The organism is Ruegeria sp. SAZD013, assembly GCF_059612525.1.
Genome location: NZ_JBXWQT010000024.1, coordinates 148,943 through 171,587, shown reverse-complemented (window position 1 = coordinate 171,587; position 22,645 = coordinate 148,943). Strand labels below are relative to the sequence as shown.

The 22,645-nt window shown below is 56.7% G+C and carries 21 protein-coding genes; 19 read left to right on the top strand and 2 right to left on the bottom strand.

Annotated features, from left to right (window positions below):
- Nucleotides 1–68: 68 nt before the first annotated feature.
- Complete coding sequence (gene coxB / locus AC2FLU_RS13635) at nt 69–980, bottom strand: cytochrome c oxidase subunit II (protein ID WP_480473697.1); 912 nt, start codon at nt 978–980, stop codon at nt 69–71.
- A 176-nt stretch (nt 981–1,156) separates the two neighbouring features.
- On the opposite strand from coxB, the gene tldD reads away from it, so the two are divergent.
- The 6 genes from tldD to AC2FLU_RS13605 all read left to right on the top strand — a co-directional run bounded on the left by tldD (nt 1,157) and on the right by AC2FLU_RS13605 (nt 8,847).
- Nucleotides 1,157–2,578: a metalloprotease TldD gene (gene tldD / locus AC2FLU_RS13630; RefSeq protein ID WP_496808841.1), complete on the top strand. Its 1,422-nt coding sequence runs from the start codon at nt 1,157–1,159 to the stop codon at nt 2,576–2,578.
- Nucleotides 2,579–2,817: 239 nt separating this feature from the next.
- Complete coding sequence (gene dprA / locus AC2FLU_RS13625) at nt 2,818–3,945, top strand: DNA-processing protein DprA (protein ID WP_496808840.1); 1,128 nt, start codon at nt 2,818–2,820, stop codon at nt 3,943–3,945.
- Nucleotides 3,946–4,125: 180 nt separating this feature from the next.
- Complete coding sequence (gene topA, locus AC2FLU_RS13620; RefSeq protein WP_496808839.1) at nt 4,126–6,753, top strand: type I DNA topoisomerase; 2,628 nt, start codon at nt 4,126–4,128, stop codon at nt 6,751–6,753.
- 123 nt (nt 6,754–6,876) lie between these two features.
- Nucleotides 6,877–7,404: a superoxide dismutase family protein gene (locus AC2FLU_RS13615; RefSeq protein WP_480554473.1), complete on the top strand. Its 528-nt coding sequence runs from the start codon at nt 6,877–6,879 to the stop codon at nt 7,402–7,404.
- 112 nt (nt 7,405–7,516) lie between these two features.
- Nucleotides 7,517–8,221, top strand: a complete 705-nt coding sequence (locus AC2FLU_RS13610; protein ID WP_209505579.1) for a CoA transferase subunit A — start codon at nt 7,517–7,519, stop codon at nt 8,219–8,221.
- Nucleotides 8,221–8,847, top strand: coding sequence for a 3-oxoacid CoA-transferase subunit B (locus tag AC2FLU_RS13605; protein WP_480473704.1), 627 nt, complete (start codon nt 8,221–8,223; stop codon nt 8,845–8,847). The genes AC2FLU_RS13610 and AC2FLU_RS13605 overlap by 1 nt, the downstream gene beginning before the upstream one ends.
- 38 nt (nt 8,848–8,885) lie before the next feature.
- Here the strand turns inward: AC2FLU_RS13605 and AC2FLU_RS13600 are convergent, their stop codons facing one another.
- A complete protein-coding gene (locus AC2FLU_RS13600; protein ID WP_480518854.1) occupies nt 8,886–9,752 on the bottom strand; it encodes a lytic transglycosylase domain-containing protein in 867 nt (288 codons plus the stop codon).
- Between the two features lie 353 nt (nt 9,753–10,105).
- Between AC2FLU_RS13600 and AC2FLU_RS13595 the strand changes: the two genes are divergently transcribed.
- The 13 genes from AC2FLU_RS13595 (at nt 10,106) to AC2FLU_RS13535 (ending at nt 22,612) form a co-directional block, all read left to right on the top strand.
- Complete coding sequence (locus tag AC2FLU_RS13595) at nt 10,106–10,333, top strand: Flp family type IVb pilin (protein WP_496716143.1); 228 nt, start codon at nt 10,106–10,108, stop codon at nt 10,331–10,333.
- Between the two features lie 304 nt (nt 10,334–10,637).
- Entirely contained in the window at nt 10,638–10,865 is a 228-nt protein-coding gene (locus AC2FLU_RS13590) for a hypothetical protein (protein WP_496716141.1), read from the top strand.
- Nucleotides 10,866–11,158: 293 nt separating this feature from the next.
- Entirely contained in the window at nt 11,159–12,037 is an 879-nt protein-coding gene (gene cpaB / locus AC2FLU_RS13585) for a Flp pilus assembly protein CpaB (RefSeq protein ID WP_480488502.1), read from the top strand.
- A 193-nt stretch (nt 12,038–12,230) separates the two neighbouring features.
- Entirely contained in the window at nt 12,231–13,637 is a 1,407-nt protein-coding gene (locus AC2FLU_RS13580) for a type II and III secretion system protein family protein (RefSeq protein WP_496716139.1), read from the top strand.
- A 17-nt stretch (nt 13,638–13,654) separates the two neighbouring features.
- Nucleotides 13,655–14,287: an OmpA family protein gene (locus AC2FLU_RS13575; protein WP_480518846.1), complete on the top strand. Its 633-nt coding sequence runs from the start codon at nt 13,655–13,657 to the stop codon at nt 14,285–14,287.
- Nucleotides 14,288–14,486: 199 nt separating this feature from the next.
- Nucleotides 14,487–15,722 carry a CpaE/TadZ family protein gene (locus AC2FLU_RS13570; protein ID WP_480518844.1) on the top strand — a complete coding sequence of 412 codons (1,236 nt, stop codon included), beginning with the start codon at nt 14,487–14,489 and terminating at the stop codon, nt 15,720–15,722.
- A 23-nt stretch (nt 15,723–15,745) separates the two neighbouring features.
- Complete coding sequence (locus tag AC2FLU_RS13565) at nt 15,746–17,191, top strand: TadA family conjugal transfer-associated ATPase (RefSeq protein ID WP_496808838.1); 1,446 nt, start codon at nt 15,746–15,748, stop codon at nt 17,189–17,191.
- An 11-nt stretch (nt 17,192–17,202) separates the two neighbouring features.
- Nucleotides 17,203–18,171 (top strand): type II secretion system F family protein, encoded by a 969-nt coding sequence (locus tag AC2FLU_RS13560; RefSeq protein ID WP_267363023.1) that lies wholly within the window; start codon nt 17,203–17,205, stop codon nt 18,169–18,171.
- 10 nt (nt 18,172–18,181) lie between these two features.
- Nucleotides 18,182–19,162, top strand: a complete 981-nt coding sequence (locus AC2FLU_RS13555; RefSeq protein ID WP_480833060.1) for a type II secretion system F family protein — start codon at nt 18,182–18,184, stop codon at nt 19,160–19,162.
- A gap of 9 nt (nt 19,163–19,171) precedes the next feature.
- Entirely contained in the window at nt 19,172–19,756 is a 585-nt protein-coding gene (locus AC2FLU_RS13550; RefSeq protein WP_480586136.1) for a tetratricopeptide repeat protein, read from the top strand.
- 30 nt (nt 19,757–19,786) lie between these two features.
- Entirely contained in the window at nt 19,787–20,638 is an 852-nt protein-coding gene (locus AC2FLU_RS13545; RefSeq protein ID WP_267363020.1) for a tetratricopeptide repeat protein, read from the top strand.
- Nucleotides 20,639–20,641: 3 nt separating this feature from the next.
- Nucleotides 20,642–21,187 (top strand): prepilin peptidase, encoded by a 546-nt coding sequence (locus AC2FLU_RS13540; protein WP_480554478.1) that lies wholly within the window; start codon nt 20,642–20,644, stop codon nt 21,185–21,187.
- 117 nt (nt 21,188–21,304) lie between these two features.
- Nucleotides 21,305–22,612 carry a DUF8689 domain-containing protein gene (locus AC2FLU_RS13535; RefSeq protein ID WP_480473719.1) on the top strand — a complete coding sequence of 436 codons (1,308 nt, stop codon included), beginning with the start codon at nt 21,305–21,307 and terminating at the stop codon, nt 22,610–22,612.
- Nucleotides 22,613–22,645: the final 33 nt, after the last annotated feature.

Here is a 22,645-nt window from a genome sequence, read left to right as displayed (position 1 = left end):
AAACTGCGCGGATCGCCCGCGCAGTCTGAGTTTTGTGTCAGACGGGGTTCAACCCGCCCCTATCGCGCTCAGTTCGAGGCGACCTGATAGCTTTGCGGCAGGCCCGCGTATTCTTCGATCGCGCCCTGCAGCCATTCGTCATAGACTTCCTGGCTTACGACCTTGACGGTAATCGGCATATAGGCGTGGTCCTTGCCACACAGTTCCGAACACTGACCAAAATAGATGCCTTCCTTGTCGGCCTGAAACCACAGCTCGGCCAGACGTCCGGGCACACCGTCCTGCTTTACGCCAAAGGCCGGGATGGTCCACGAGTGGATCACGTCGGATGCAGTCACCTGCATCACGATGACCTTGCCGACCGGAACGACTACTGCGGTGTCCGTGGCCAGCAGCCATTCATCATCGCTGTAGCCTGCATCGATCAGCTTGGCGCGCATTGCGTCATCCAGAACAAACGGCGTTACATCCGCATCTGCGGGGCGTGCGCCCTCGTCCAGGGTCGCCGGATGGCCCAGCAGATAGCTGTCGAATGCGAAATCGTGATCAACATATTCGTAGGTCCAGTACCACTGGTTGCCGACGACTTTGATGGTGATGTCACCTTCCGGGATTTCCTGCTGTTTGAAAAGAACTGGCAACGAGAACGCGCCAATAAACACCAGAATCAAGATCGGACCCAGGGTCCAGGCGATTTCAACAGGGGTATAGTGCGAGAAACGTGCCGGGGTCGGATTTGCGCGCTGATTGTAGCGCACGATGCAATAGACCAGCAAAGCTGCAACCAGCAGACAGACCGCGGTGATGATCACAAGAATCATGCTGTCCAGCTTCTGGATTCCTGTGGCAAGGCTGGTGGCCGCGGGCTGAAAGCCCATGCCGCCGTCTACCGGCTTGCCAATAATCTCAAGCTCCTGAGCCATGGCGGGTAGGCTGGAGAGGGCTGTCATAAACCCTGAAAGCATCAAAGCATTCTTCATGTTCTGTCCTGATCGTTTGATCTTTGCGTCCCTGACGGAAAGGTGTGAATCGGTCGCACCTCTCCCGTTGTCTTTGGCCGCGTTAAAAACCATATTCCAGCGGGTAGATAAAGCAAAATGCTTGCGTCAAACAGACGCTATTTTTGATCTGGATCAAACCCGAAAGGTCGCTACCCATGCCTGAAGCCCCGTTTCGCCCCTTTGAGAGCGCCCTGCCGCAAGATGAAGCACTGGCCATATTGCGTTCGGCAACGGACGGGGCCGAGGATGGAGAGCTGTTTGTCGAGCGTCGGAAATCCGAATCTCTGGTGTTTGACGACGGGCGTCTTCGCACCGCGTCTTATGACGCATCCGAGGGGTTTGGTCTGCGCGCCGTTCAGGGCGAAGTGGCGGGGTACGCGCATTCGACTGATGTATCGATAGCCGCGCTGAAACGTGCTGCCGAGACCGCGCGACTGGCGGTTGGCGATGGAGGCGGAACGCTCGCCGAAGCCCCCCGGCCCACGAATACGCGCTTGTACACGGACGAAGACCCAATCGAATCTGCCGCCTTCCCGGTGAAAATCGAAACCCTGCGGGAGATTGACGCCTTTGCCCGCGACCTGGATCCGCGGGTGGTTCAGGTTAGCGCATTGATCGCAGCCGCCGTGCAGGAGGTGGAAATTCTGCGACCCGATGGTGTGATGGTGCGTGACGTGCGCCCCATGACGCGCGTGAATGTCTCGGTCATTGTTGAACAGGACGGGCGGCGCGAAAGCGGATCGGCCGGTGGCGGCGGGCGGGTTGGCCTAAGCGGGCTGATCGACCCGGCCGACTGGCAGGCCAAGGCGCGCGAAGCCCTGCGCATCGCGTTGGTCAATCTGGACGCGGTTCCCGCGCCTGCCGGCGTGATGGAGGTTGCACTTGGCCCCGGCTGGCCCGGTATTTTGCTGCACGAAGCCATCGGTCACGGGCTAGAGGGCGATTTCAACCGCAAGGGAAGCTCGGCCTTTGCCGGGCTGATGGGGCAACAGATTGCATCCAAGGGCGTGACCGTGGTGGATGACGGCACGATTGCCGACCGTCGCGGCTCGATCACTGTGGATGATGAGGGCACGCCCAGCTCACGCACCGTGCTGATCGAGGATGGCATCCTGACCGGCTATATGCAGGATCGACAAAACGCCCGGCTGATGGGCGTTGCGCCCACGGGCAACGGGCGGCGGCAAAGCTATGCGCACAAGCCAATGCCCCGCATGACAAATACGATCATGTTGGGAGGCGAAGCTGATCCGGCAGCATTGGTGGCAGATATTAAAGACGGCATCTGGGCGGTTGGATTCGGAGGCGGCCAGGTCGACATCACCAACGGCAAGTTCGTTTTCTCGTGTACCGAGGCGTATCGGGTCGAAAACGGCAAGATCGGAGCGCCTGTCAAAGGGGCCACGCTGATCGGCGACGGGCCTTCGGCGTTGAAACGTATCCGCGGCCTTGGCAATGATATGGCTTTGGATCCGGGTATGGGCACCTGCGGCAAGGACGGTCAATGGGTGCCCGTGGGTGTGGGCCAACCGACAGTGCTGATGGACGGGCTGACTGTCGGCGGGTCGGCAGCCTGAGTCGGAAGACAAGCGCAACGGCAGGCGCAGGGTTAACCATACGCCACTTTGATTCGACAGCGTTCCAACCGGCGCTATTAATTTGAGCGCCGGTTGGTTAATTTTCTTTTATTTACTTTCAGACACTTAACCGGTGCATTCCCCGAGAAATACAGATAAATCGCTGCTAATTATCTGCGATTCAGAGGCTGTTAACCCCCTGTCCCGTAAACCAGTTCTGCAATCAGGCGGAGCAACGGATGACCGAAGAGCAGCTTTCTTCCAATCACCCCCCACTCCCACCCACCACGGAAGAGGACCGGTTTTCGTGGCTTCGCCTGTTGCGCTCGCGCAAGGTCGGCCCGGCGACGTTTCGTCGGCTGCTGCGCGAACATGGCTCGGCGCAGAACGCGCTGGCCGCGCTGCCTGAAATGGCACGCGCCGCCGGAATAGAAGGGTATGAAACCTGCCCCCCCGGCGTGATCGAGGCGGAACTCAGGGCCGCAGAAGCCGCCAAAGCGCGGCTTTTGTGCCTTGGGTCCGCGGATTTCCCCGACGCATTGAACGACCTATCCGATGCCCCGCCCTTGCTTTGGGCCATCGGGGATGTGTCGCTGTTGCAGAAACCGGCGATTGCGATGGTGGGCGCGCGCAACTGTTCCTCGTTGGGCGCGCGGATGGCGCGTGGTCTGGCGCGCGCCTTGGGCGAAAAGGGACATGTGATTGTTTCGGGTCTGGCGCGCGGTATTGATACGGCGGCGCATATGGCGTCGCTGGACACCGGCACAGTTGCCGTCATGGCGGGTGGTGTTGATGTCATTTACCCGGCCGAGAACACGGAACTGGCGCATAATATTGCAACCAAGGGACTGCGGCTGTCGGAACAGCCGATGGGCGTGACACCTCAGGCCAGGCATTTTCCGCGCCGCAACCGTATCATCTCGGGCCTGGCCCAAGCTGTCGTGGTGGTTGAGGCAGCCGCCAAATCCGGCAGCCTGATCACGGCGCGTGACGCCCTGGATCAGGGGCGCGAGGTTCTGGCCGTGCCCGGCCACCCGTTCGACGCCCGCGCTGCCGGGTGCAACCTTTTGATTCGGGACGGTGCAACGCTGGTTCGGTCGGCGGACGACGTTGTCGAAGCCCTGCCACGGCACGGTGATCCGATCTTTGCCGAACCCGAGCTGCCACCTACCAAGCAGCCACGGTCTGCCGCACAGGATTTGCAGGCGCAAATCCTTGAGCGGCTGGGACCTTCCCCCATCGCCGAAGATCAGTTGCTGCGCGATATTGCGGCCTCGGCAGGGGATCTGGGGCCAGCGCTGGTCGACCTTGAACTGGACGGACGAATCCAGCGACAGCCGGGCGGGTTGTTGTCTCTGGCAGGCTGATTTGGATGGAAGGCAAGATTGCCCAGCCGAACGCTCTGCCTGCCAGCCAGCGCGGGTATCACGCTGAAATCACGTCGCTTTTCCGCCTGCCAAAGGAACGCATTGACAATCCCCGCTTGCCCCACACATTTTGCACCACCATAAAAGGCGCCACATTCGTCGAGCGAGGTTTCCCCTTAAATGCCCGTAGTTGTTGTAGAATCTCCGGCCAAAGCAAAAACAATCAATAAGTATCTCGGCCCTGACTACACCGTTCTGGCCTCTTACGGCCATGTGCGGGACCTGCCGCCAAAGGACGGATCGGTCGATCCGGACCATGGATTTTGCATGACATGGGAAGTGGGCAATGACAGCCGCAAACATGTAAAGGCCATCGCCGACGCGCTGAAAGAAGACAACGCGCTGATCCTCGCCACCGACCCTGATCGTGAGGGCGAGGCGATCAGTTGGCACTTGCAGGAAGCGCTGACCAAGCGCCGCTCGATCAAGAAAGATACACCGGTCAGCCGGGTGACCTTCAACGCCATCACCAAAGAGGCGGTGACAGAGGCGATGAAAAACCCGCGCGATGTCGATATGCCCCTGGTCGAAGCGTATCTGGCGCGCCGCGCCTTGGATTACCTTGTTGGCTTCAACCTGTCACCGGTTCTGTGGCGCAAACTGCCCGGTGCAAAATCCGCAGGTCGGGTGCAATCGGTCTGTCTGCGCCTGATCGTCGAGCGTGAGATGGAGATCGAAGCGTTCAAGCCGGTCGAGTACTGGTCGGTCCGGGCCCTGTTCGAGACACCGCGTGGTCAAAACTATGAGGCGCGGCTGGTCACGTTGGCGGGCAAGAAACTGGACAAGCACGATCTGACCAACGCAACACAGGCCGAACTGGCGGTTCAGGCCGTCACCAGCCGCGCGCTGCGTGTGACTTCGGTTGAAGCCAAGCCCGCCGCGCGCAATCCAAGCGCGCCGTTCATGACTTCGACCCTGCAACAGGAGGCCAGCCGCAAATTCGGCATGGGCGCGCGCCACGCGATGCAGGTGGCGCAGCGCCTCTATGAGGCCGGATACATTACCTATATGCGAACCGACGGGATCGACATGGCCCCCGAGGCCGTGACGGCAACGCGCGACACCATCGCGGATCGATACGGTGCAGAGTATGTGCCGGACAGCCCGCGTATGTACAAAAACAAGGCCAAAAACGCGCAGGAAGCACACGAGTGTATCCGCCCCACGGATATGACGCGTGATGCAAAGGCGCTGAAGGTCACGGATGAAGATCAGCGCAAGCTTTATGATCTGATCTGGAAACGGACGATTGCCTGCCAGATGGCAGCAGCACGGTTAGAGCGCACCACGGTCGAGATTGGCAGTGACGACGGTCAGGTCGGTCTGCGTGCCACCGGTCAGGTGGTATTGTTCGACGGATTCATGCGCGTCTATGAGGAAGGCCGCGATGATGTCGCCGATGATGACGAAAAGCGCCTGCCACAGATCATGAAGGGCGACCCCGCGCGCTTTTCCAAAACTACGTTGCGCGATCAGTTTGCCAAGGCCACCAGCGAGTCGGACAAAGCCGCAATCATGGCAGATAACGAAGCCGTTCTGGCGTTGCAGCATCACACGCAACCGCCGCCGCGCTATACCGAGGCCACTTTGGTCAAGCGGATGGAGGAGCTGGGGATCGGACGTCCGTCGACCTATGCCTCGATCGTGACCACGATTCAGGACCGCGAATATGTACGCAAGGACAAGAACCGGCTGATCCCCGAGGAAAAGGGCCGGATCGTCACTATCTTTCTGCTGAATTTCTTCCGCCAGTATGTTGGCTACGAGTTCACCGCGAATCTGGAAGAGCAACTGGATGACGTCAGCGCCGGTGATCGTGACTACAAGGATCTGCTGGGCAAGTTCTGGCGTGATTTCTCAGCAGCGATTGGTGAAACATCCGAACTGCGCATCTCGGAAGTGCTGGACAAGCTGGACGAAGCATTGGCGCCACAGCTTTACCCCCCGCGTGAGGACGGGTCCGACCCGCGCATCTGCCCGAAATGCGGTTTGGGGCAATTGCACCTGAAAACCTCGCGCACTGGCGGGTTCGTGGGCTGCGGCAATTATCCGGAGTGCAACTATACACGGCCCATCGCCGGTGAAGGCGCGGAAGGCGACGAACAATTGCTGGGCGAAGACGCCGGGGATGAGATCTGGCTGAAATCCGGTCGCTTTGGGCCGTATGTCCAGCGAGGCGAACCCACGCCCGAGAACAAGAAGCCGCCGCGCGCCTCTCTTCCACGCGGCTGGAGCAAGGATGACATGGATCTGGACAAGGCGCTGACGCTTCTGTCCCTGCCCCGTCAGATCGGTGAACACCCCGAAGGCGGCATGATCACAGCGAACTTCGGGCGTTTTGGCCCCTATCTGATGCATCAGCTGGCCGATGAAGCCAAGCCGGTCTATGCCAATCTCAAAGACCCAAACGATGTGTTCGAAATCGGTATGAACCGCGCCGTTGAGCTTTTGGCCGAGAAACGGGCCAATCCCGGCGGACGCGGGCGCGCCGCGGCAAAAGCTTTGAAAGACCTGGGCGAGCATCCAGACGGCGGCGCGATGCAGGTTCTGGACGGACGGTACGGGCCATATGTAAAATGGGAAAAGGTCAACGCGACCATCCCGAAAGACATCAAGCCCGAAGAGCTGACGCAGGAAATGGCCATAGAACTGGTCAATGAGCGCGCATCCAAGAAAGGCACCAAAAAAAAGGCTGCACCCAAAAAGAAGGCAGCCGCGAAGAAGACAGCAAAGAAAGCGGCTGAATAATCCGGACGTTTGACCGGGACATGCCACCAAACGCGCGGGCCGGTTTCTGAATAAAGGAACCGGCCTGCGTGTTTATGGACTGACGCGATACAGGATTGCGTTGTTCAGTAAAGGAGTTGAGACATGTTCAGAACCGCCATTCTTGTTGCGGCGATAGGCGTTGCGGCTGCCACGCAGGGCCAGGCCGCGCATCACGTCAAATCTGCCACAGCCGAAATCATCAACGCGCAAGGCGACGTCATTGGTCAGGCGAAGGCGACGCAAGGGCCCAATGGTGTTCTGCTGCACGTACGCGTCACTGACCTGCCGCCGGGAAAACATGGGTTACACCTGCACAGCCATGGTGTCTGCGAGGCCGGTGAAGGGTTCAAGACGGCCCAAGGCCATGTTGGCAAAGTTGAAGGCGCACATGGGCTGCTGAACCCTGAGGGCCCCGAGCCCGGCGATCTGCCCAATCTATATGTGGGACAGGATGGTGTGGGAGAGATGGAGGCCTTTACAAACCTTGTTTCACTTGAGGGTGACGGGAGCGCATTGCTGGATGCGGACGGGTCAACTTTCATCATCCACGAAGCTGGCGACGATCACATTAGCCAACCCATTGGCGGTGCCGGGGGGCGCATCGCCTGCGGAATCCTGATCGCCGACTGACACTATTGTAAGCTGAACTACCGTAGAAATACCTGAACCTTCTGGTTTCATTGACTTCCCCATGACGTGGCGGCACAACCTGCCCATCACCATGTCATTGGGGGAGTTTTCCATGAAGAAAGTCTATGCCAATGCCGCCGAGGCACTCGATGGGGTGCTGACGGATGGCATGCTGATTGCCGCGGGCGGGTTTGGTCTGTGCGGCATTCCCGAACTGTTGCTTGCTGCCATCAGGGATTCGGGCGTCAAAGACCTGAGCTTTGCGTCGAATAACGCCGGTGTGGACGATTTCGGTATCGGCATCCTATTGCAGACCAAGCAGGTCAAAAAGATGATCAGCTCGTATGTGGGCGAAAACGCCGAATTCATGCGCCAGTATCTGAGCGGTGAGCTGGAACTGGAATTCAACCCGCAAGGAACACTGGCCGAACGGATGCGCGCCGGTGGGGCCGGTATTCCCGGGTTCTACACCAAGACGGGCGTCGGCACCGTGATTGCGGAAGGGAAAGAGCACAAGGATTTCAACGGCGAGACCTATATCCTTGAAGAAGGTATCTTTGCCGATCTGGCCATCGTCAAGGCCTGGAAAGCCGACGACACTGGCAATCTGGTGTTCCGCAAGACCGCCCGCAACTTTAATGTGCCCGCTGCCACCTGCGGCAAGATCTGCGTGGCCGAAGTGGAAGAGATTGTTCCGCGCGGCTCACTGGACCCGGACAAGATCCACCTGCCCGGCATCTATGTGCATCGCATCATTCAGGGCGATCACGAAAAGCGCATCGAACAGCGCACCACCCGCAAGAAGGAGGACGCATAATGCCCTGGGACCGCAATCAAATGGCCGCACGCGCGGCAGAGGAACTGGACGACGGCATGTATGTGAACCTCGGCATCGGGATTCCGACGCTGGTGGCGAACTATGTGGGCGACAAGGACATCACTCTGCAATCCGAAAACGGAATGCTGGGTATGGGTCCCTTCCCGTACGAGGGTGAAGAAGACCCGGACCTGATCAACGCGGGCAAACAGACAATCACCGAACTGTCCCGCACCGCCTATTTCGACAGCGCTACGTCCTTTGCGATGATCCGGGGCGGCAAGATCGCTGCTGCGATCCTGGGTGCCATGGAAGTGGATGAGAAAGGCGACCTGGCAAACTGGATGATTCCTGGCAAGCTGGTGAAAGGCATGGGCGGTGCCATGGATCTGGTTGCAGGCGTTGGGCGCGTGATCGTGGTTATGGACCACACCAACAAGCACGGTGAAAGCAAGGTCCTGAAGGAATGCACTCTGCCACTGACCGGCAAGGGCGTCGTGGATCGCATCATCACCAATCTTGGCGTTCTGGACGTGGTCGAGGGCGGATTGAGGATCGTTGAACTGGCAGAAGGTGTCAGTGAAGACGAAATGCGCGCTGCGACCGAAGCGACAATCGTCGGCTGAACAAAAGAAAAGGCCCGCCGGAACGAGGCGGGCCTTTTTCAGTTTGAGGTCTGGAACACGCACCCATCTGAAATCAGATCCGGCGGTGTCGCGCACAAAGCCCGCGCGATCTGGAAAGCGGCCAGAACCTTGGGCACATAGTCTCGGGTTTCGGCATAAGGCGGCACGCCGCTGTGTTTACGTACAGCCCCCTCACCAGCGTTGTAACCGGCCAGAACCAGAATCGGATCATTTCCGAACTCTTCCATCAGCCAGTTGAGGTATTTCACACCCCCGGCAATGTTCTGCGAGGGTTGCAGACTGTCCTTAACTCCAAAGCGGGCAGCTGTGGCGGGCATTAACTGCATAAGACCCTGTGCACCGGCCGAACTGACGGCATCCGCGCGACCGGCCGATTCAACCGAAATGACAGCCAGCACCAGTGCTGGCGACACATTGGTTCCCACGGTTGATCGCAAAATCTCGATCCCACGTTCTTTCGCTATGTCTTGCAGCGATTGCAGCCGGGGTGATCTTACATTCGTCGCCGCCAGCGCGTTTATGGCAGCATCAAGCCGCCCGGCCCCGCCTTCATCAATGTGCGGTGAAATGCGGTCCCAGAATGCCTTGTACGACCCTTTAGGGTCAGGCGCGGCACCGATTCCCGGCACTGTGGGCTGAACCACTTTGGTTCTTGCTATGATTTCTGGAACCACCAGCTCCACCCCTGTGCTGGGGGCTGAGGGCTTGGCCGCGTGTTCCTCGGGTGTGATCTGAATGGTCACGCGAGGACGCTCACCCGGCTTGGGCGCTTTGATCCGCTTGTAAACTCCGCGCGGCTCAACCTCGGTCGCATACCCGGGTGCGACACCAGATAGTAGAAACGCCAGTACACCGGCGCATTGAAGTGCGTTCCGGAGAGTCATGTGCCTGCCTCATGTATTCTTTTTACGCGATTTGAACCGCGAATCTTCGCCCAAAGCCAGAAAAACAAAGCGAATTGGGGCAATTTCGCCTCATTTGGCGTAAATTTGCACCGCTGTGGAGCTCTTGGTGCGGATCAAAGAATTTTTTTTTATTTTATTTACAATGCTTTGCCCATTTAGTGACCAAAAAGTTAAGCCGCACGAAAAAAAATCTGTGTTTGGCCCAATTCCTGCCACGCACAACAGGCAAACATTAATCCATACCGAGACGGACATGAGCGGACTGAGAGAGAAAGCTCTGAAGAACGCCGAGGTTTGTTAAACTCTTTTTGATCCTTTAGGAGGGACGTAACATGATCAAGTTCATCAAGAACTTCCGCAAAGACGAAGACGGCGCAGTAACAGTTGACTGGGTTGTTCTGACCGCTGCAGTCATCGGCCTGGCAGCCGTTGCATACCAGCAGATCTCGGCTGGCGCGACCGGCCTGGCAACAGACGTGAACACCGCTCTGAACGGCGCATCGCTGAGCACCGGCAGCAACACCACAACCGGCGGTATCACAGCTGCAGGCAGCAACTAAGCCTCTGGTTTAGCAAGATTTCGAGACCGCGCCTTCAGGTGCGGTCTTTTTTTGTTTCAGAAGTACCGGTACTTCTGAGGCAAAAATACAGGCTAATAGACATGACGCCGCCCGACACATCACGAGTGCCACCGAATTAGTCACGCCCTTTTCAGGTCTCACCGCAATAAGGAACACGTGAAAAAGTGCTGAATCTTAGATATCTTCACCAAAATCAACTTTTGGCCTGATTTCCGCCATCCGAACGAACCACTGTTGGGCGACGTTACGGGAAACACTGAATTGTCGTATTGGAGATATGTAGATGCTAAAGTTCCTTAATCGGTTCAAATCGAACGAAGCAGGAGCGGTGACCGTTGACTGGGTGGTTTTGACCGCAGTATTGATCGGTCTGTCAGGCGCGACCTACCTCGTCATCAGCTCAAGTGTTGATGGTATCGGCGGTAACATCAACCAAGCCATGAGTTCCTCTGTTGTCAGCACCGGCTCGAACACCGGGCCTGGCGGTCTCGTCACAGCGGGAACCAACTGAACCACAGCGAGTTTTCACATTCACCCACTTTCCTGAGCTTGTTGGTGAACGTGTAGGGCAAATAAACGCGGCGGCCTTTTTTGGGCGCGGCGTTTGTTTCGTTGTTCTTCGTCTGGCCTGCCGTAAGGAAATGACAGCAGTCGTTTTGCGGAATTGTGCGAAAGCTGACGCAGAATCTAACAAGCAGACATTTTTGTCCCACATTTCGACACAATTTACATTTAACACTTGGGCTGTTTCAAAGTGGCCCTTTGGCCGCTTAGTATCCGGCTAAATAAGAAAGAGGTGCATGTATGCGAGCGGTATTCGGACTTGTCCTGATTGTCGGCGTTGCTCTGGCTGGGGGCGCCGTTTACATGGCGCGCAACTATATTGCGGCTTATCAAAGCGAACTGGCACGGCAGAAACAAGCGGCAGAAGAAGCGCTGGCCAATGCCAAAGTCGATGTGATCCCGACGGTAACTGTTTACGTTTCAAATCGTCCTCTGAAATACGGTGAACGCCTGACGCAAGAAGACATTCGCGCTGTAGACTGGCCGGAAAACGCGATTCCCGAAGGTACGTTCTCTGATCTCACTGCCTTGTTTCCCGAAAGTGGCGCCAATGAGCGTTATATTCTGAGGACCATGGAAAAAGACGAGGCGATTATGGAGGTCAAGATCACACGGCCAGGCGAATCGGCCGGGCTGACCTCTCGTCTTGAAAAAGGTATGCGCGCCTTTGCGATCAGCGTCGACGTGGCCTCTGGTGTTTCAGGCTTCCTGCGCCCCGGCGACAATGTCGACATCTACTGGACCGGGTCAAGCGGGACGGTAGAAGGGAATTCTGGCGGCATCACCAAACTGATCGAAACCAACGTTCAGCTGATCGCCGTCGACCAGACCGCTGGTTCGGACGTCGCAAGCGCAACGATTGCACGCACAGTCACGGTCGCAGCCACGCCGGAACAGGTCGCAGCACTCGCGCAGGCCCAGAACACCGGGCGGCTGTCACTGGCCCTTGTTGGGGTACAGGATGACTCTGTTGCGTCGGCAATCGAGGTGGATCAGCGCAAACTGCTTGGAATAACGGCAGCCGCTCCGGAACCGAAGGAAGAGGTTGAACAGGTCTGCACGACGCGCATCCGACGCGGTGGCGAGATTGTCAACGTGCCTATCCCCTGTACAAATTGACGCCAATTCAGAGTGTTACAAGATCGGAGCCGCATCTCAGATGCGGCTCTTTTCTTGTTGTTGTTGCCAATTCTCCACATAAGGAAAATTCCAGAAACCATTGATTATTGCAATAAATTCGGATTTCGCGCAGTCTCTCTGCACATAGGGCATAAGACCCAAAAAACGAGGCGTGATCGGAGAGGCAGGTCACATGACAATACGTTCCTGGATCAGCGCAACCCTGCTGGGGTTGTCGCTTGTTATGGGCCCGGTCGGCGATGCCGCCTGGGCTGAATCCCTTCGCGTGGTAAAAAAGGGCACAGTGGAAACGCTGGAAGTTCCGATGAACCGCGCGATTGTTGTGGAAAGCGAACAACCGTTTGCAGAGCTCAGCATTGCCAACGCAGGCATTGCGGATATCTCTTCGCTTTCGGATCGCACAATCTATGTTTTGGGTAAGGCCCCTGGCCTGACCACGCTGACACTGTTTGATGGCGCAGGAAATCTGCTTGCCAACGTACGTGTCCGGGTCTCGCCCGATGTAACCGAATTTAAAGAGCGTCTGCGTCAGATCCTGCCAAGCGAGCAGATTGAAGTGCGCACCGCCAATGATGGCATCGTACTGTCCGGCACGGTTTCAAGCGCCGCCAAACTGGCCCGCGCACTTGAATTGGCTGAACGCTACGCGCCCGAACGTGTATCGAACCTGATGTCTGTAGGTGGCGTGCAGCAAGTGATGTTGAAAGTACGCTTTGCCGAGATGAATCGTACTGTTGCCAAAAACCTGACAGCGTCGCTTGGTTTCGGCGGCAGTGACGTTACCGGCGGTTTCAACACACTCAACAACCAGCTTTCGCTGAACAACGCTATCGCGAACAACATCCCAAACGTTCAAACAAATACAGGCGCGATTCTGTTTGGGTTTGGCGCGGGCTCGACGCAGGTTCGCTTGTTGCTGGAAGCGCTTGAAAGCAAGGGTTTGGCCCGCAGCCTGGCCGAACCAAATTTGTCTGCCCTGTCTGGGCAAGAAGCAACATTCCTGGCCGGCGGCGAAGTTCCGATTCCTGTACCACAGGATGATGGCGTCGTAGCTATTGAATATAAGGCTTTCGGGGTCGAGATGGACTTCATCCCACGTGTTGTGGATGGTAACCTGATCAACCTTGAAATGGGAACTGCCGTTTCCAGCATCGATCAAAGCTCGGACTTTACGATCAACGGCGATTCTGTTCCCAGCTTCATTACCCGTCGTGCGACGACCACGATTGAACTGCGCGATGGGGAAAGCTTTGCCATTGCGGGTCTGATTCAGGATGATTTTTCTGATCTCAGCAATCAGGTTCCGTGGCTGGGAGATGTACCGGTGCTGGGCGCATTGTTTCGCAGCGCGAACTATCAACGCGCTCAAAGCGAACTTGTGATAATCATCACGGCGCATCTTGTAACGCCGACACGCGGCGAGGCGCTAGCCCTTCCCACCGATCGTGTCAAACCGCCCAGCGAATTTGACCTGTTCGTGAATGGTCGGGTTGCTCGTACACAGCGTCCCGGAGCCGGCGGAGCATCCGAAGTTGCCAAACAGGACTTCGGCAGCTCGTACGGCTACGTCCTAGATTGATCAGGAGGATAGGACCAATGCAGAAGTGGATCATCACACTGGGTCTTACGGTCGCCGTTGCCGCATGTACGCGCGAGGCCGGATACGAGATCGATGCCGGAACCTTCGGAAACGCGACATTGAACAATATACAGGTTCAAAACGGCGAGTTGACATATGCTCAGATTCTCGGTCGCAGATTTGCCGCAGATGTGCCCAGTCAAGTGAACTTTGCCTTCAACAGTTCGCAACTGGATGCATCAGCTCAACGCATTCTGCTGCAGCAAGCTGACTGGATCAAACAGTTCCCCGAAGCCAGGTTCCGGGTTTACGGACATACGGATGCCGTAGGCTCAACAAGCTACAACAAGAGTCTTGGGATGCGCCGCGCACAAGCGGTAGTCGCATTCCTTGAACGGCAAGGAATCTCGCGTTCACGTCTTGAAGCCGTTGTATCCTTTGGAAAAACGCAGCCGTTGATCGCAACACCGAATCGGGACCGCCGCAACCGCCGGACTGTAACGGAAGTTTCTGGCTTTGTTGACCGTCACCCGCAACTGCTGGACGGCAAATACGCCAACGTCATTTATCGCGAATACGTTGAAAGCGCGACGTGGAAGAGCACGATTGAACAGGTGACCGCGACAGACGCATCTGATGCGGGTGAATAATATACGCGAAATGGGCGACATCGTCGCCCATTTCCCTACAATTGGTTCTTTTGCGCCCAATTCTTGCCCAACTTCAGAGCAACTTTGTGAACAATAGGGTGACCTGCGGCCAAATTTGACCGTATTGGGGCGACAGCACATCAATCTGGCGGAATTCGTTCATATGACATGCTGAGCCCTCACGACGAGGATAGTGTTTATGACCAGCGCAACGCCGCAAGACGAGACTTCTGCAATCCTGGCCTGCACCATAAGCCGGGATGTCCAGAATTTTGATCTTCTGATTGAAGACATGGAAACCATTCTGGGCGAGCGCTGGGGCGACTTGGGTTTTGCCGAAGCGCTGGCCTTTTTCAGCCAGCCAGAAGCCGAAGCGCTTGAATTCGTTGCATTGGCAATCGACGGGGAAGATGAAGACAACCTGTCATTGATGGGTGAAATCATCACGCGGGCCAAGGAAAAGAAAATCAAGGTCGTCCTGATCGCCGAGGACGTCACACCTGCTTCGCTCCACCAACTGCTGCGCAAGGGCGCGGACGAGTTTGTCCCCTACCCGCTTCCGGAAGGTGAATTGCAGGAAGCGGTAGAACGCATGAAGCAGCCCGATCCGGTTGTCATGGCACAAGCCGCAGCTGTTCCATTGGCAAATGGCGAATCAAAGGAAGGCGCTTTGTTCGTCGTTCAGGGACTTGCCGGTGGCGTGGGCTCCACGACTTTGGCGGTGAACCTGGCCTGGGAGCTGGCCTGTGCATCGGACAAGGATGCCCCGTCCGTCTGTCTGATCGATCTGGATCTGCAATACGGCACGGTTTCAACCTATCTGGACCTGGCGCGTCGCGAGACGGTGTTCGAAATGCTGTCCGATACGGATTCGATGGATAGCGAGGTTTTCTCGCAAGCCCTTCAAACATATGAAGAAAAACTGCAAGTTCTGACCGCGCCATCCGACATGGTGCCATTGGACCTGATTACCCCCGAAGACATCCAGCGCGTGATTGACATGGCGCGCACACATTTCGACTATGTGGTTGTAGATATGCCCAAGACGCTGGTCTTGTGGTCGGAAACGGTCTTGCAGGCTGCACATGTATATTTTGCAATGATCGAACTCGACATGCGGTCCGCTCAGAATGCCCTGCGCCTCAAGCGCGCGTTGCAGGCCGAAGAACTGCCCTTCAACAAGCTGCGCTTTGCGCTGAACCGAGCCCCAAAATTCACCGACCTGAATGGAAAAAGCCGCGTGAAACGCATGGGGGAAAGCCTTGGCATCTCAATTGACCTGCTGCTGCCTGATGGGGGCAAGCCTGTCATGCAAAGTGGCGACCATGGTTTGCCGCTGGCCAATTCAGCCGCCAAGAACCCGCTTCGCCGGGAAATCGCGAAGCTGGCCAAATCACTTCACAGCCTTGGCAGCAGCAGCGCTGAAGCTGCGTAACATCATCCCAAGGGGGGATCGCCGTGTTCTCAAGATATAAAAAACAGCCAGCAGCGCAGCCCGTCAAAGCGGCAGCGCAGCCGGTCGAAACGGCGGCACCCGCCGCACAAGCTGCCCCCAGCCCCGCAGCAACGGCCGTCGTACGTAAACCTCAGAAAAAAACGGCTGAGGTTGCCGGGGCCGATCGTGATCGAAAACGCAAGGAACGGCTGAGTGAGATCAAGATCGAACTGCATCGCGAGTTGCTGGAGAACCTGAACCTAGCGGCTCTGGAGACCGCAGCCGAAGCGGAGCTACGAGCCGAAATCAGCGCAATCGCCAGCGAAGTTCTGGAAACCAAGAACATCGTTCTGAATCGCGATGACCGATCGCAGTTGAACAAAGAACTGTACGACGAAGTAACGGGTCTTGGTCCGCTTGAGACGCTGCTGCAGGACGATACGGTCAACGATATTCTGGTCAACGGACCGCATCAGATATTCGTGGAACGTGCCGGTAAGCTGGAAATCAGCGACATCACGTTCAAGGATGAAAAGCACCTGATGCGGATCATCGACAAGATCGTGTCTGCGGTGGGCCGTCGTGTTGATGAATCCAACCCTTATGTTGACGCCCGACTGGCCGATGGATCGCGATTCAACGCCATGGTGCCCCCTATCGCGGTAGATGGGTCTCTGGTTTCGATTCGTAAGTTCAAAAAAGACAAGCTGGGTATTGATGATCTAGTCAGTTTCGGTGCGTTCACCGAGGAAATGGCTGCCTATTTGCAGGCTGCCGTATCAACCCGTCTTAATATCATCGTGTCGGGCGGTACCGGTTCCGGTAAAACGACCACACTCAACGCTCTGTCCAGCTTTATCGACGATGCCGAACGCATCTTGACCATCGAGGATACGGCGGAACTTCAGCTGCAACAAACCCATGTGGGCCGGATGGAAAGCCGACCGCCTAACGTGGAAGGCAAAGGTGAGGTCAGCCCGCGCGACTGTCTGAAAAACGCCCTGCGTATGCGACCTGACCGCATCATCGTCGGCGAGACACGCGGCGCCGAGGTGATCGACATGTTGCAGGCCATGAACACTGGCCACGACGGTTCGATGACCACGATCCACGCGAACTCGGCCCGTGACGGGATTTCACGTTTGGAAAACATGATCGCGATGGCCGGCATCGAAATGCCCATTAAGGCCGTCCGCAGCCAGATCGCAAGCGCTGTGAACCTAATCGTTCAGGCCAGCCGATTGCAGGATGGTTCGCGCCGCATGACCTCGATCACCGAGATTACCGGTATGGAAGGTGACGTGATTTCAATGCAAGAAATTTTTCGTTTTCAACGTGTTGGCCTGACACCTGACAACAAGATCATCGGTCACTTTACGGCAACTGGTGTGCGCAGCCACTATTCGGAACGCTTCCGTCTGTGGGGGTTTGATCTGCCCGCATCCATCTACGACCCAACCACAATGTAGGAGAACCGGGTATGCAATTGCCTATGGAGGCGATCATCTATGTCGCCATCTTTGTGGGGGTTCTTGCCCTGGTCGAGGGCATCTATCTGGTTGCGTTCGGCAAATCCATCAGCCTGAACAGCCGGGTCAACCGGCGTCTGGACATGCTGGAAAAGGGTGCCGGGCGCGAACAGGTTCTGGAGCAGCTGCGCAAGGAAATGCAGCAGCACATGAAATCACAGAGCATTCCTCTGTATTCGCTGCTTGCTGACAAGGCTCAAAAAGCCGCCATTGCGTTTTCACCCCGTCAGCTGATCATGATCATGGCTCTGGTCTCGGCCATGGCGTTTGTCGGTCTGAGCATCGGTACCGCGACGGATACGGCGCTGCGCATCGCGATTTCAATCGCCATCGGTATTGGCGGTGTTTACGCGTGGGTAAACCACAAGGCCAAGAAACGTATGGGCATGATCGAAGAGCAACTGCCTGACGCGGTTGAGCTGATGGTGCGTTCGCTTCGTGTGGGTAATCCTTTCGTTTCGACAATTCAGGTTGTTTCCAACGAAGTTCAGGATCCGCTGGGAACCGAGTTTGGTATTATCGCGGATGAATGCGCCTATGGACGCGATGTGGGCGAGGCGCTCAAAGATATGGCCGAACGTCTGGACATGCAGGATCTTCGGTTCCTCGCGGTTGCTGTGGGTATTCAGCAGCAGTCCGGTGGTAACCTGGCTGAAATTCTGGCTGGATTGGCACAGGTGATCCGCGCGCGGTTCCGCCTGTTCCGGCGCGTCAAGGCGATCACGGCCGAAGCCCAATGGTCAGGTAAGTTCCTGTCTGGCTTCCCAATTGCGTGTCTGATTTTCATCCTGGTCAAGGATCCGGGGTATTATGACGAAGTGTTGGATCACCCCTGGTTCATCCCTGCGTGTTTCGTTGTCGGCATTTTGCTGACACTGAACCTGATCGTCATGAAGATCATCACCAACATCAAGGTCTGAGGGCAGCACAATGGAATTTCTGACCAACATCAATGACCTGCTGACCCAACACCTGGGTGAGTTCGGCCCCCTGATCATGGTGGGTGTACTTGGCCTGATCATGGTTCTTGTCGCTGTCTCACTGATCATGAGCCAGCCGGAAGATCCTCTGAAAAAGCTTCAGCGGTCGAATGCGGCGCCCCGGGCGACGAAAAAAAGCAAGAAAGAGCAACTGCGTAACTCCAGCCGCAATGAGCAGCTTGAGAAATTCGCGACTTTCCTGGAGCCGAAAAACGAAGAAGAGTATTCGGCGGTTGAGCTGAAGCTGCGTCAGGCGGGATACCGGTCAAAAGATGCGGTCCGGTTCTTTCACTTTGCGCAGTTTTCGCTGGGTATCATTGGTATCGTTGTCGGTGTTCTGCTGATTACGGTCCTGTCAAACGGTCAGGAATTCACCGGCCAGCAGATGATGATCCGGGTATTCGTGCCAGCCGCAATCGGTTATTTCGCGCCGAAATACTGGATCACACGCCGGGTCGAAGCACGCAAAGAGGCGATTACCGCAGGCTTTCCAGATACGCTTGACCTGATGCTGGTCTGTGTTGAGGCCGGACAATCACTGGACCAGGCCATCGTGCGCGTGTCCGGTGAAATGAAATCCTCCTACCCAGATATTGCTCAGGAATTCGAAACCGTCGCACACGAGATGAAAGCCGGTAAGGACAAAGACACTGTTTTGCGCGATTTCGGAGTGCGCTGCGGCGTACAGGACGTGAACTCATTCGTCACCGTGATGATCCAGTCGGCGACTTTCGGTACATCCATTGCCGAGGCATTGCGGGTTTACGCCTCAGAGATGCGTGACAAACGCGTGATGCGCGCCGAAGAGGCTGCGAACAAGTTGCCTACCAAGATGACTCTTGTCACAATGATGCTGACAGTTCCGCCACTGCTGATCATTCTGGTCGGCCCGTCGGCGAATGTCATTTCGACTTTCGGGCGCGCAGGATGATAAACCCCTATGAAAGCTGAATTCTGGTGCTTCCCTTCCGGGTTTCGCCGAATACTTAAGGCCACCGTGGTTTGCACCATGGTGGCTTCTTGCACAGAAGGCCTGTCGCCGAACGGCCTGGATGCGCCGGGAGTTGATCCCAGGGGACAAGCAGAAGACAATATCGAGGTCGGAAACCGGCTGATGGCTGCCGGTGAATACGAACTGGCGCTTGATACCTTTACGCGCGCCGCGCTGGACCAAGGTATGACGACACAGGTCCTGACCTCTCTGGGTACGGCCAATCTTGGGTTGCGGCGTTTAGGGCAGGCTGAGAAATTGCTGCGCCGCGCCGTGGAAGGCGATCCGGATTGGCCTGTTGCATGGAATAATCTGGGCGTTCTGCTGATGGAGAAACAGGAGTACCCCGAAGCGGCGCAGGTCTTTCAACGGGCTTACGCGCTGGACAATGGCGAAAGTGACGCAATCCGCGACAATCTGCGCTTAGCACTCGCAAAAATGGAAAATCCTGTTAATAATATCCCGCAAGAACAACAAGAATTTACACTGGAGCAGCTTGGCGACGGGCAATTCGCGCTACGCAAAATCCAGTAATCGAGGCAAGAGCAGTAAAGGACGCAAAAAATGCGCCAGCAATTCTTGATTCCGGCAGTTATTGTCAGCGGTCTGATCCTTTCGGCCTGTGCAAAGGAAACCGAAGAGGAAAAGGTGGAACGAACGTTTCAGGAAGTGAACGTCATTGACGAAACCAACCTGAACGATGTGTTGTTGAGTGCCGCCGACCCGAATGAGGCGGTGACTTATTTTCACGGTGCCACACTCAAGAACCCTGATCGCATCGACCTTCAGCGCGGATTGGCAATATCCCTGGGACGCGCAAAACGCACCACCGAAGCGGCAGCAGCGTGGAAGCGCGTGACGACAATGAAGGGTACGAACGCCGCAGACAAGGTCGAGTATGCCGATGCGCTGGTGCGAAATGGCGACTGGTCTCAGGCCAAAACCGTTCTGGATTCGGTTCCCCCAACGTTCGAAACCTTCAAACGCTACCGTCTTGAGGCGGTGGTCGCGGATTCCCGGAAAGAATGGAAGCGGGCTGATCATTTCTATGAAACGGCCGTTGGGCTGACCACCCGCCCGGGCAGCGTGATGAACAATTGGGGGTATTCGAAACTAACCCGTGGCCAGTATGCCGAGGCCGAACGCCTGTTTACCGACGCAGTCCGTCAGGACAGCTCTTTGTTCACTGCCAAGAACAATCTGGTGCTGGCCCGGTCAGCGCAGGGCAACTATAGCCTTCCAGTGGTGCCGATGACCCAGGTTGAACGGGCGCTACTGCTGAATACGATGGGTATTTCCGCGGTCAAGCAGGGCGATGTAGAAACCGCGAAAAACCTGTTCCGCGAGGCCATTGCCACCCATCCGCAGCATTTCGATGAAGCGGTCCGCTCGCTTCGTGCGCTTGAAGAGGCCTGACACATGCAAATCCCCGCTGCGGCGGCGGCATGGTTCCTGCCCTTCGTGCTGCCGATCTGCTTTTACGTGGCCTTCACGGATATGCGTGAGATGCGGATCAAAAACCATGCAGTTGTTGCGCTGGCGTTGATTTTTGTCGTGGTCGGGCTGGTTGCCATCCCGCCCTGGTCCACCGGCACGGTCAGCGGTCATCTGTTGCTGATCAATGTGTCGATGCCGATCTATTTCTGGCACCTTCTGCATATCCCCGTGGTGTTGATTTTCGGCATTCTTCTGAACGCGTCAGGGGCAATGGGCGCGGGCGACGCTAAGTTTCTTGCCGCGTCCGCGCCATTTGTCTGGCTTGGCGATCTAAAGCTGGTGCTGCTTATTCTGACCGCCTGTATTCTGGCCGCCGTGGTCACGCATCGTTTGGCTAAAATCACAAGGTTGCGCACCATTGCGCCACATTGGGAAAGTTGGGATCGGGGCAAGCAGTTCCCCATGGGGTTCGCACTGGGTGGCTCGCTGGCCATGTATCTGATTCTGGGTACTGTTCTCGGTTCGTAAACTATCATCAGCGCGCCTTGCCGCTGCCTTTGTCCCGCCACAAAGCTGGGTCATTTTTCCTTCAAGTCGCCCTTATTCGGGCAGTTGGCGTTACAATTTGACGAACGAGCACCGCGCATGAATATGCAGACTTCCTCTGTTATGGCCCCCCCTACCCCGAAGGGGTTAAGCGAAATGAAGCTTCCGCTGGTGATGATGCGGGATATCTTGCTGAAGACCATATTCCGCAAGAACACCAGCACCGTGTCAGAAGTTTCTGCGGCCATATGTCTGCCTGGCGCTGTGACCCAGGAACTGATCGACATCGCACGCGAGCAGAAGCTGCTTGAGGCAATGGGGACGCTGAACGCCAACAGCGGCAACGAGATGGGATATCAGCTGACTGATGCCGGCAAGGCCCGCGCTCTGGATGCCCTCAGCCAGTCCGAGTATTTCGGTGCGATGCCCGTCCCGCTGGATGTCTATCGCGAGCAAGTCAAACGTCAATCGATCCGCAACATTCAGGTCACGCGCGACCAGTTGACCAACGCCATGGGCCATCTGGTTCTGCCCGACAGCCTGCTGGATCATCTAGGCCCGGCAGTCAGCGCAGGCCGGTCGATCCTGATGTATGGTCCGCCGGGCAACGGTAAATCGTCCATCTCGAACGGCATTCGCGATGCGCTGGGGGACAATGTCTATGTGCCCTACGCCATCGAATATGCGGGGCAGGTGATCACGGTCTACGACCCGATCGTGCACACCGCGATCGAGCAGGAGGCCGACGACCCGAACAGCCTGCGCCGCCGCAAACGTTTCGACTCACGCTATGTACAGTGTGAACGCCCGACCGTGGTCACCGGCGGTGAACTGTCGCTTAGTATGCTGGACCTGGTTTACAACCCTACCGCGCGAACCTATCAGGCACCGCTGCAGCTGAAATCCACGGGCGGCATCTTTATCGTGGACGACCTTGGCCGTCAGGCCGAACCACCGCAGGCGCTGGTCAACCGCTGGATTGTTCCACTGGAAGAGAACAAGGATATCCTGGGCCTGCAATCGGGTGAGAAATTCGAAGTTCCGTTTGATACGCTGGTCATCTTCTCGACCAACTTCCACCCGAACGAGATATTTGACCAGGCGGCCCTGCGCCGGATCTTCTTCAAGATCAAGATCGACGGCCCGAATCAGGAAAACTTCCTGAAGATTTTCGCCATGGTTGCGCGCAAACGCGGGATGCCGCTGGATGAGGCGGCGCTGGTGCACCTGCTGAAGGTCAAATACCCGACCATCAACAACATCTACGCCAACTATCAACCGATCTTTCTGATCGACCAGATGATCTCGATCTGCGAGTTCGAAGGCATCCCCTATCAGATGAGCCCCGAACTGATCGACCGGGCCTGGGCCAACATGTTCGTCAAAGACGAGAAAATCGTCAAATAACGCCGTGCCATTACCACTCTGGGGCGGGTAGTC

Bases quoted from the DNA above. Each gene is read 5' to 3' on its own strand.
- AC2FLU_RS13580 (WP_496716139.1), top strand. From the start codon at position 12,231: ATGACAATACGTTCCTGGATCAGCGCAACCCTGCTGGGGTTGTCGCTT.
- cpaB (WP_480488502.1), top strand. From the start codon at position 11,159: ATGCGAGCGGTATTCGGACTTGTCCTGATTGTCGGCGTTGCTCTGGCT.
- AC2FLU_RS13570 (WP_480518844.1), top strand. From the start codon at position 14,487: ATGACCAGCGCAACGCCGCAAGACGAGACTTCTGCAATCCTGGCCTGC.
- AC2FLU_RS13550 (WP_480586136.1), top strand. From the start codon at position 19,172: ATGAAAGCTGAATTCTGGTGCTTCCCTTCCGGGTTTCGCCGAATACTT.
- AC2FLU_RS13615 (WP_480554473.1), top strand. From the start codon at position 6,877: ATGTTCAGAACCGCCATTCTTGTTGCGGCGATAGGCGTTGCGGCTGCC.
- tldD (WP_496808841.1), top strand. From the start codon at position 1,157: ATGCCTGAAGCCCCGTTTCGCCCCTTTGAGAGCGCCCTGCCGCAAGAT.
- AC2FLU_RS13575 (WP_480518846.1), top strand. From the start codon at position 13,655: ATGCAGAAGTGGATCATCACACTGGGTCTTACGGTCGCCGTTGCCGCA.
- AC2FLU_RS13540 (WP_480554478.1), top strand. From the start codon at position 20,642: ATGCAAATCCCCGCTGCGGCGGCGGCATGGTTCCTGCCCTTCGTGCTG.
- AC2FLU_RS13555 (WP_480833060.1), top strand. From the start codon at position 18,182: ATGGAATTTCTGACCAACATCAATGACCTGCTGACCCAACACCTGGGT.
- AC2FLU_RS13545 (WP_267363020.1), top strand. From the start codon at position 19,787: ATGCGCCAGCAATTCTTGATTCCGGCAGTTATTGTCAGCGGTCTGATC.
- AC2FLU_RS13600 (WP_480518854.1), bottom strand. From the start codon at position 9,752: ATGACTCTCCGGAACGCACTTCAATGCGCCGGTGTACTGGCGTTTCTA.
- AC2FLU_RS13610 (WP_209505579.1), top strand. From the start codon at position 7,517: ATGAAGAAAGTCTATGCCAATGCCGCCGAGGCACTCGATGGGGTGCTG.
- coxB (WP_480473697.1), bottom strand. From the start codon at position 980: ATGAAGAATGCTTTGATGCTTTCAGGGTTTATGACAGCCCTCTCCAGC.
- AC2FLU_RS13605 (WP_480473704.1), top strand. From the start codon at position 8,221: ATGCCCTGGGACCGCAATCAAATGGCCGCACGCGCGGCAGAGGAACTG.
- AC2FLU_RS13560 (WP_267363023.1), top strand. From the start codon at position 17,203: ATGCAATTGCCTATGGAGGCGATCATCTATGTCGCCATCTTTGTGGGG.
- AC2FLU_RS13595 (WP_496716143.1), top strand. From the start codon at position 10,106: ATGATCAAGTTCATCAAGAACTTCCGCAAAGACGAAGACGGCGCAGTA.
- dprA (WP_496808840.1), top strand. From the start codon at position 2,818: ATGACCGAAGAGCAGCTTTCTTCCAATCACCCCCCACTCCCACCCACC.
- AC2FLU_RS13590 (WP_496716141.1), top strand. From the start codon at position 10,638: ATGCTAAAGTTCCTTAATCGGTTCAAATCGAACGAAGCAGGAGCGGTG.
- AC2FLU_RS13535 (WP_480473719.1), top strand. From the start codon at position 21,305: ATGAATATGCAGACTTCCTCTGTTATGGCCCCCCCTACCCCGAAGGGG.
- topA (WP_496808839.1), top strand. From the start codon at position 4,126: ATGCCCGTAGTTGTTGTAGAATCTCCGGCCAAAGCAAAAACAATCAAT.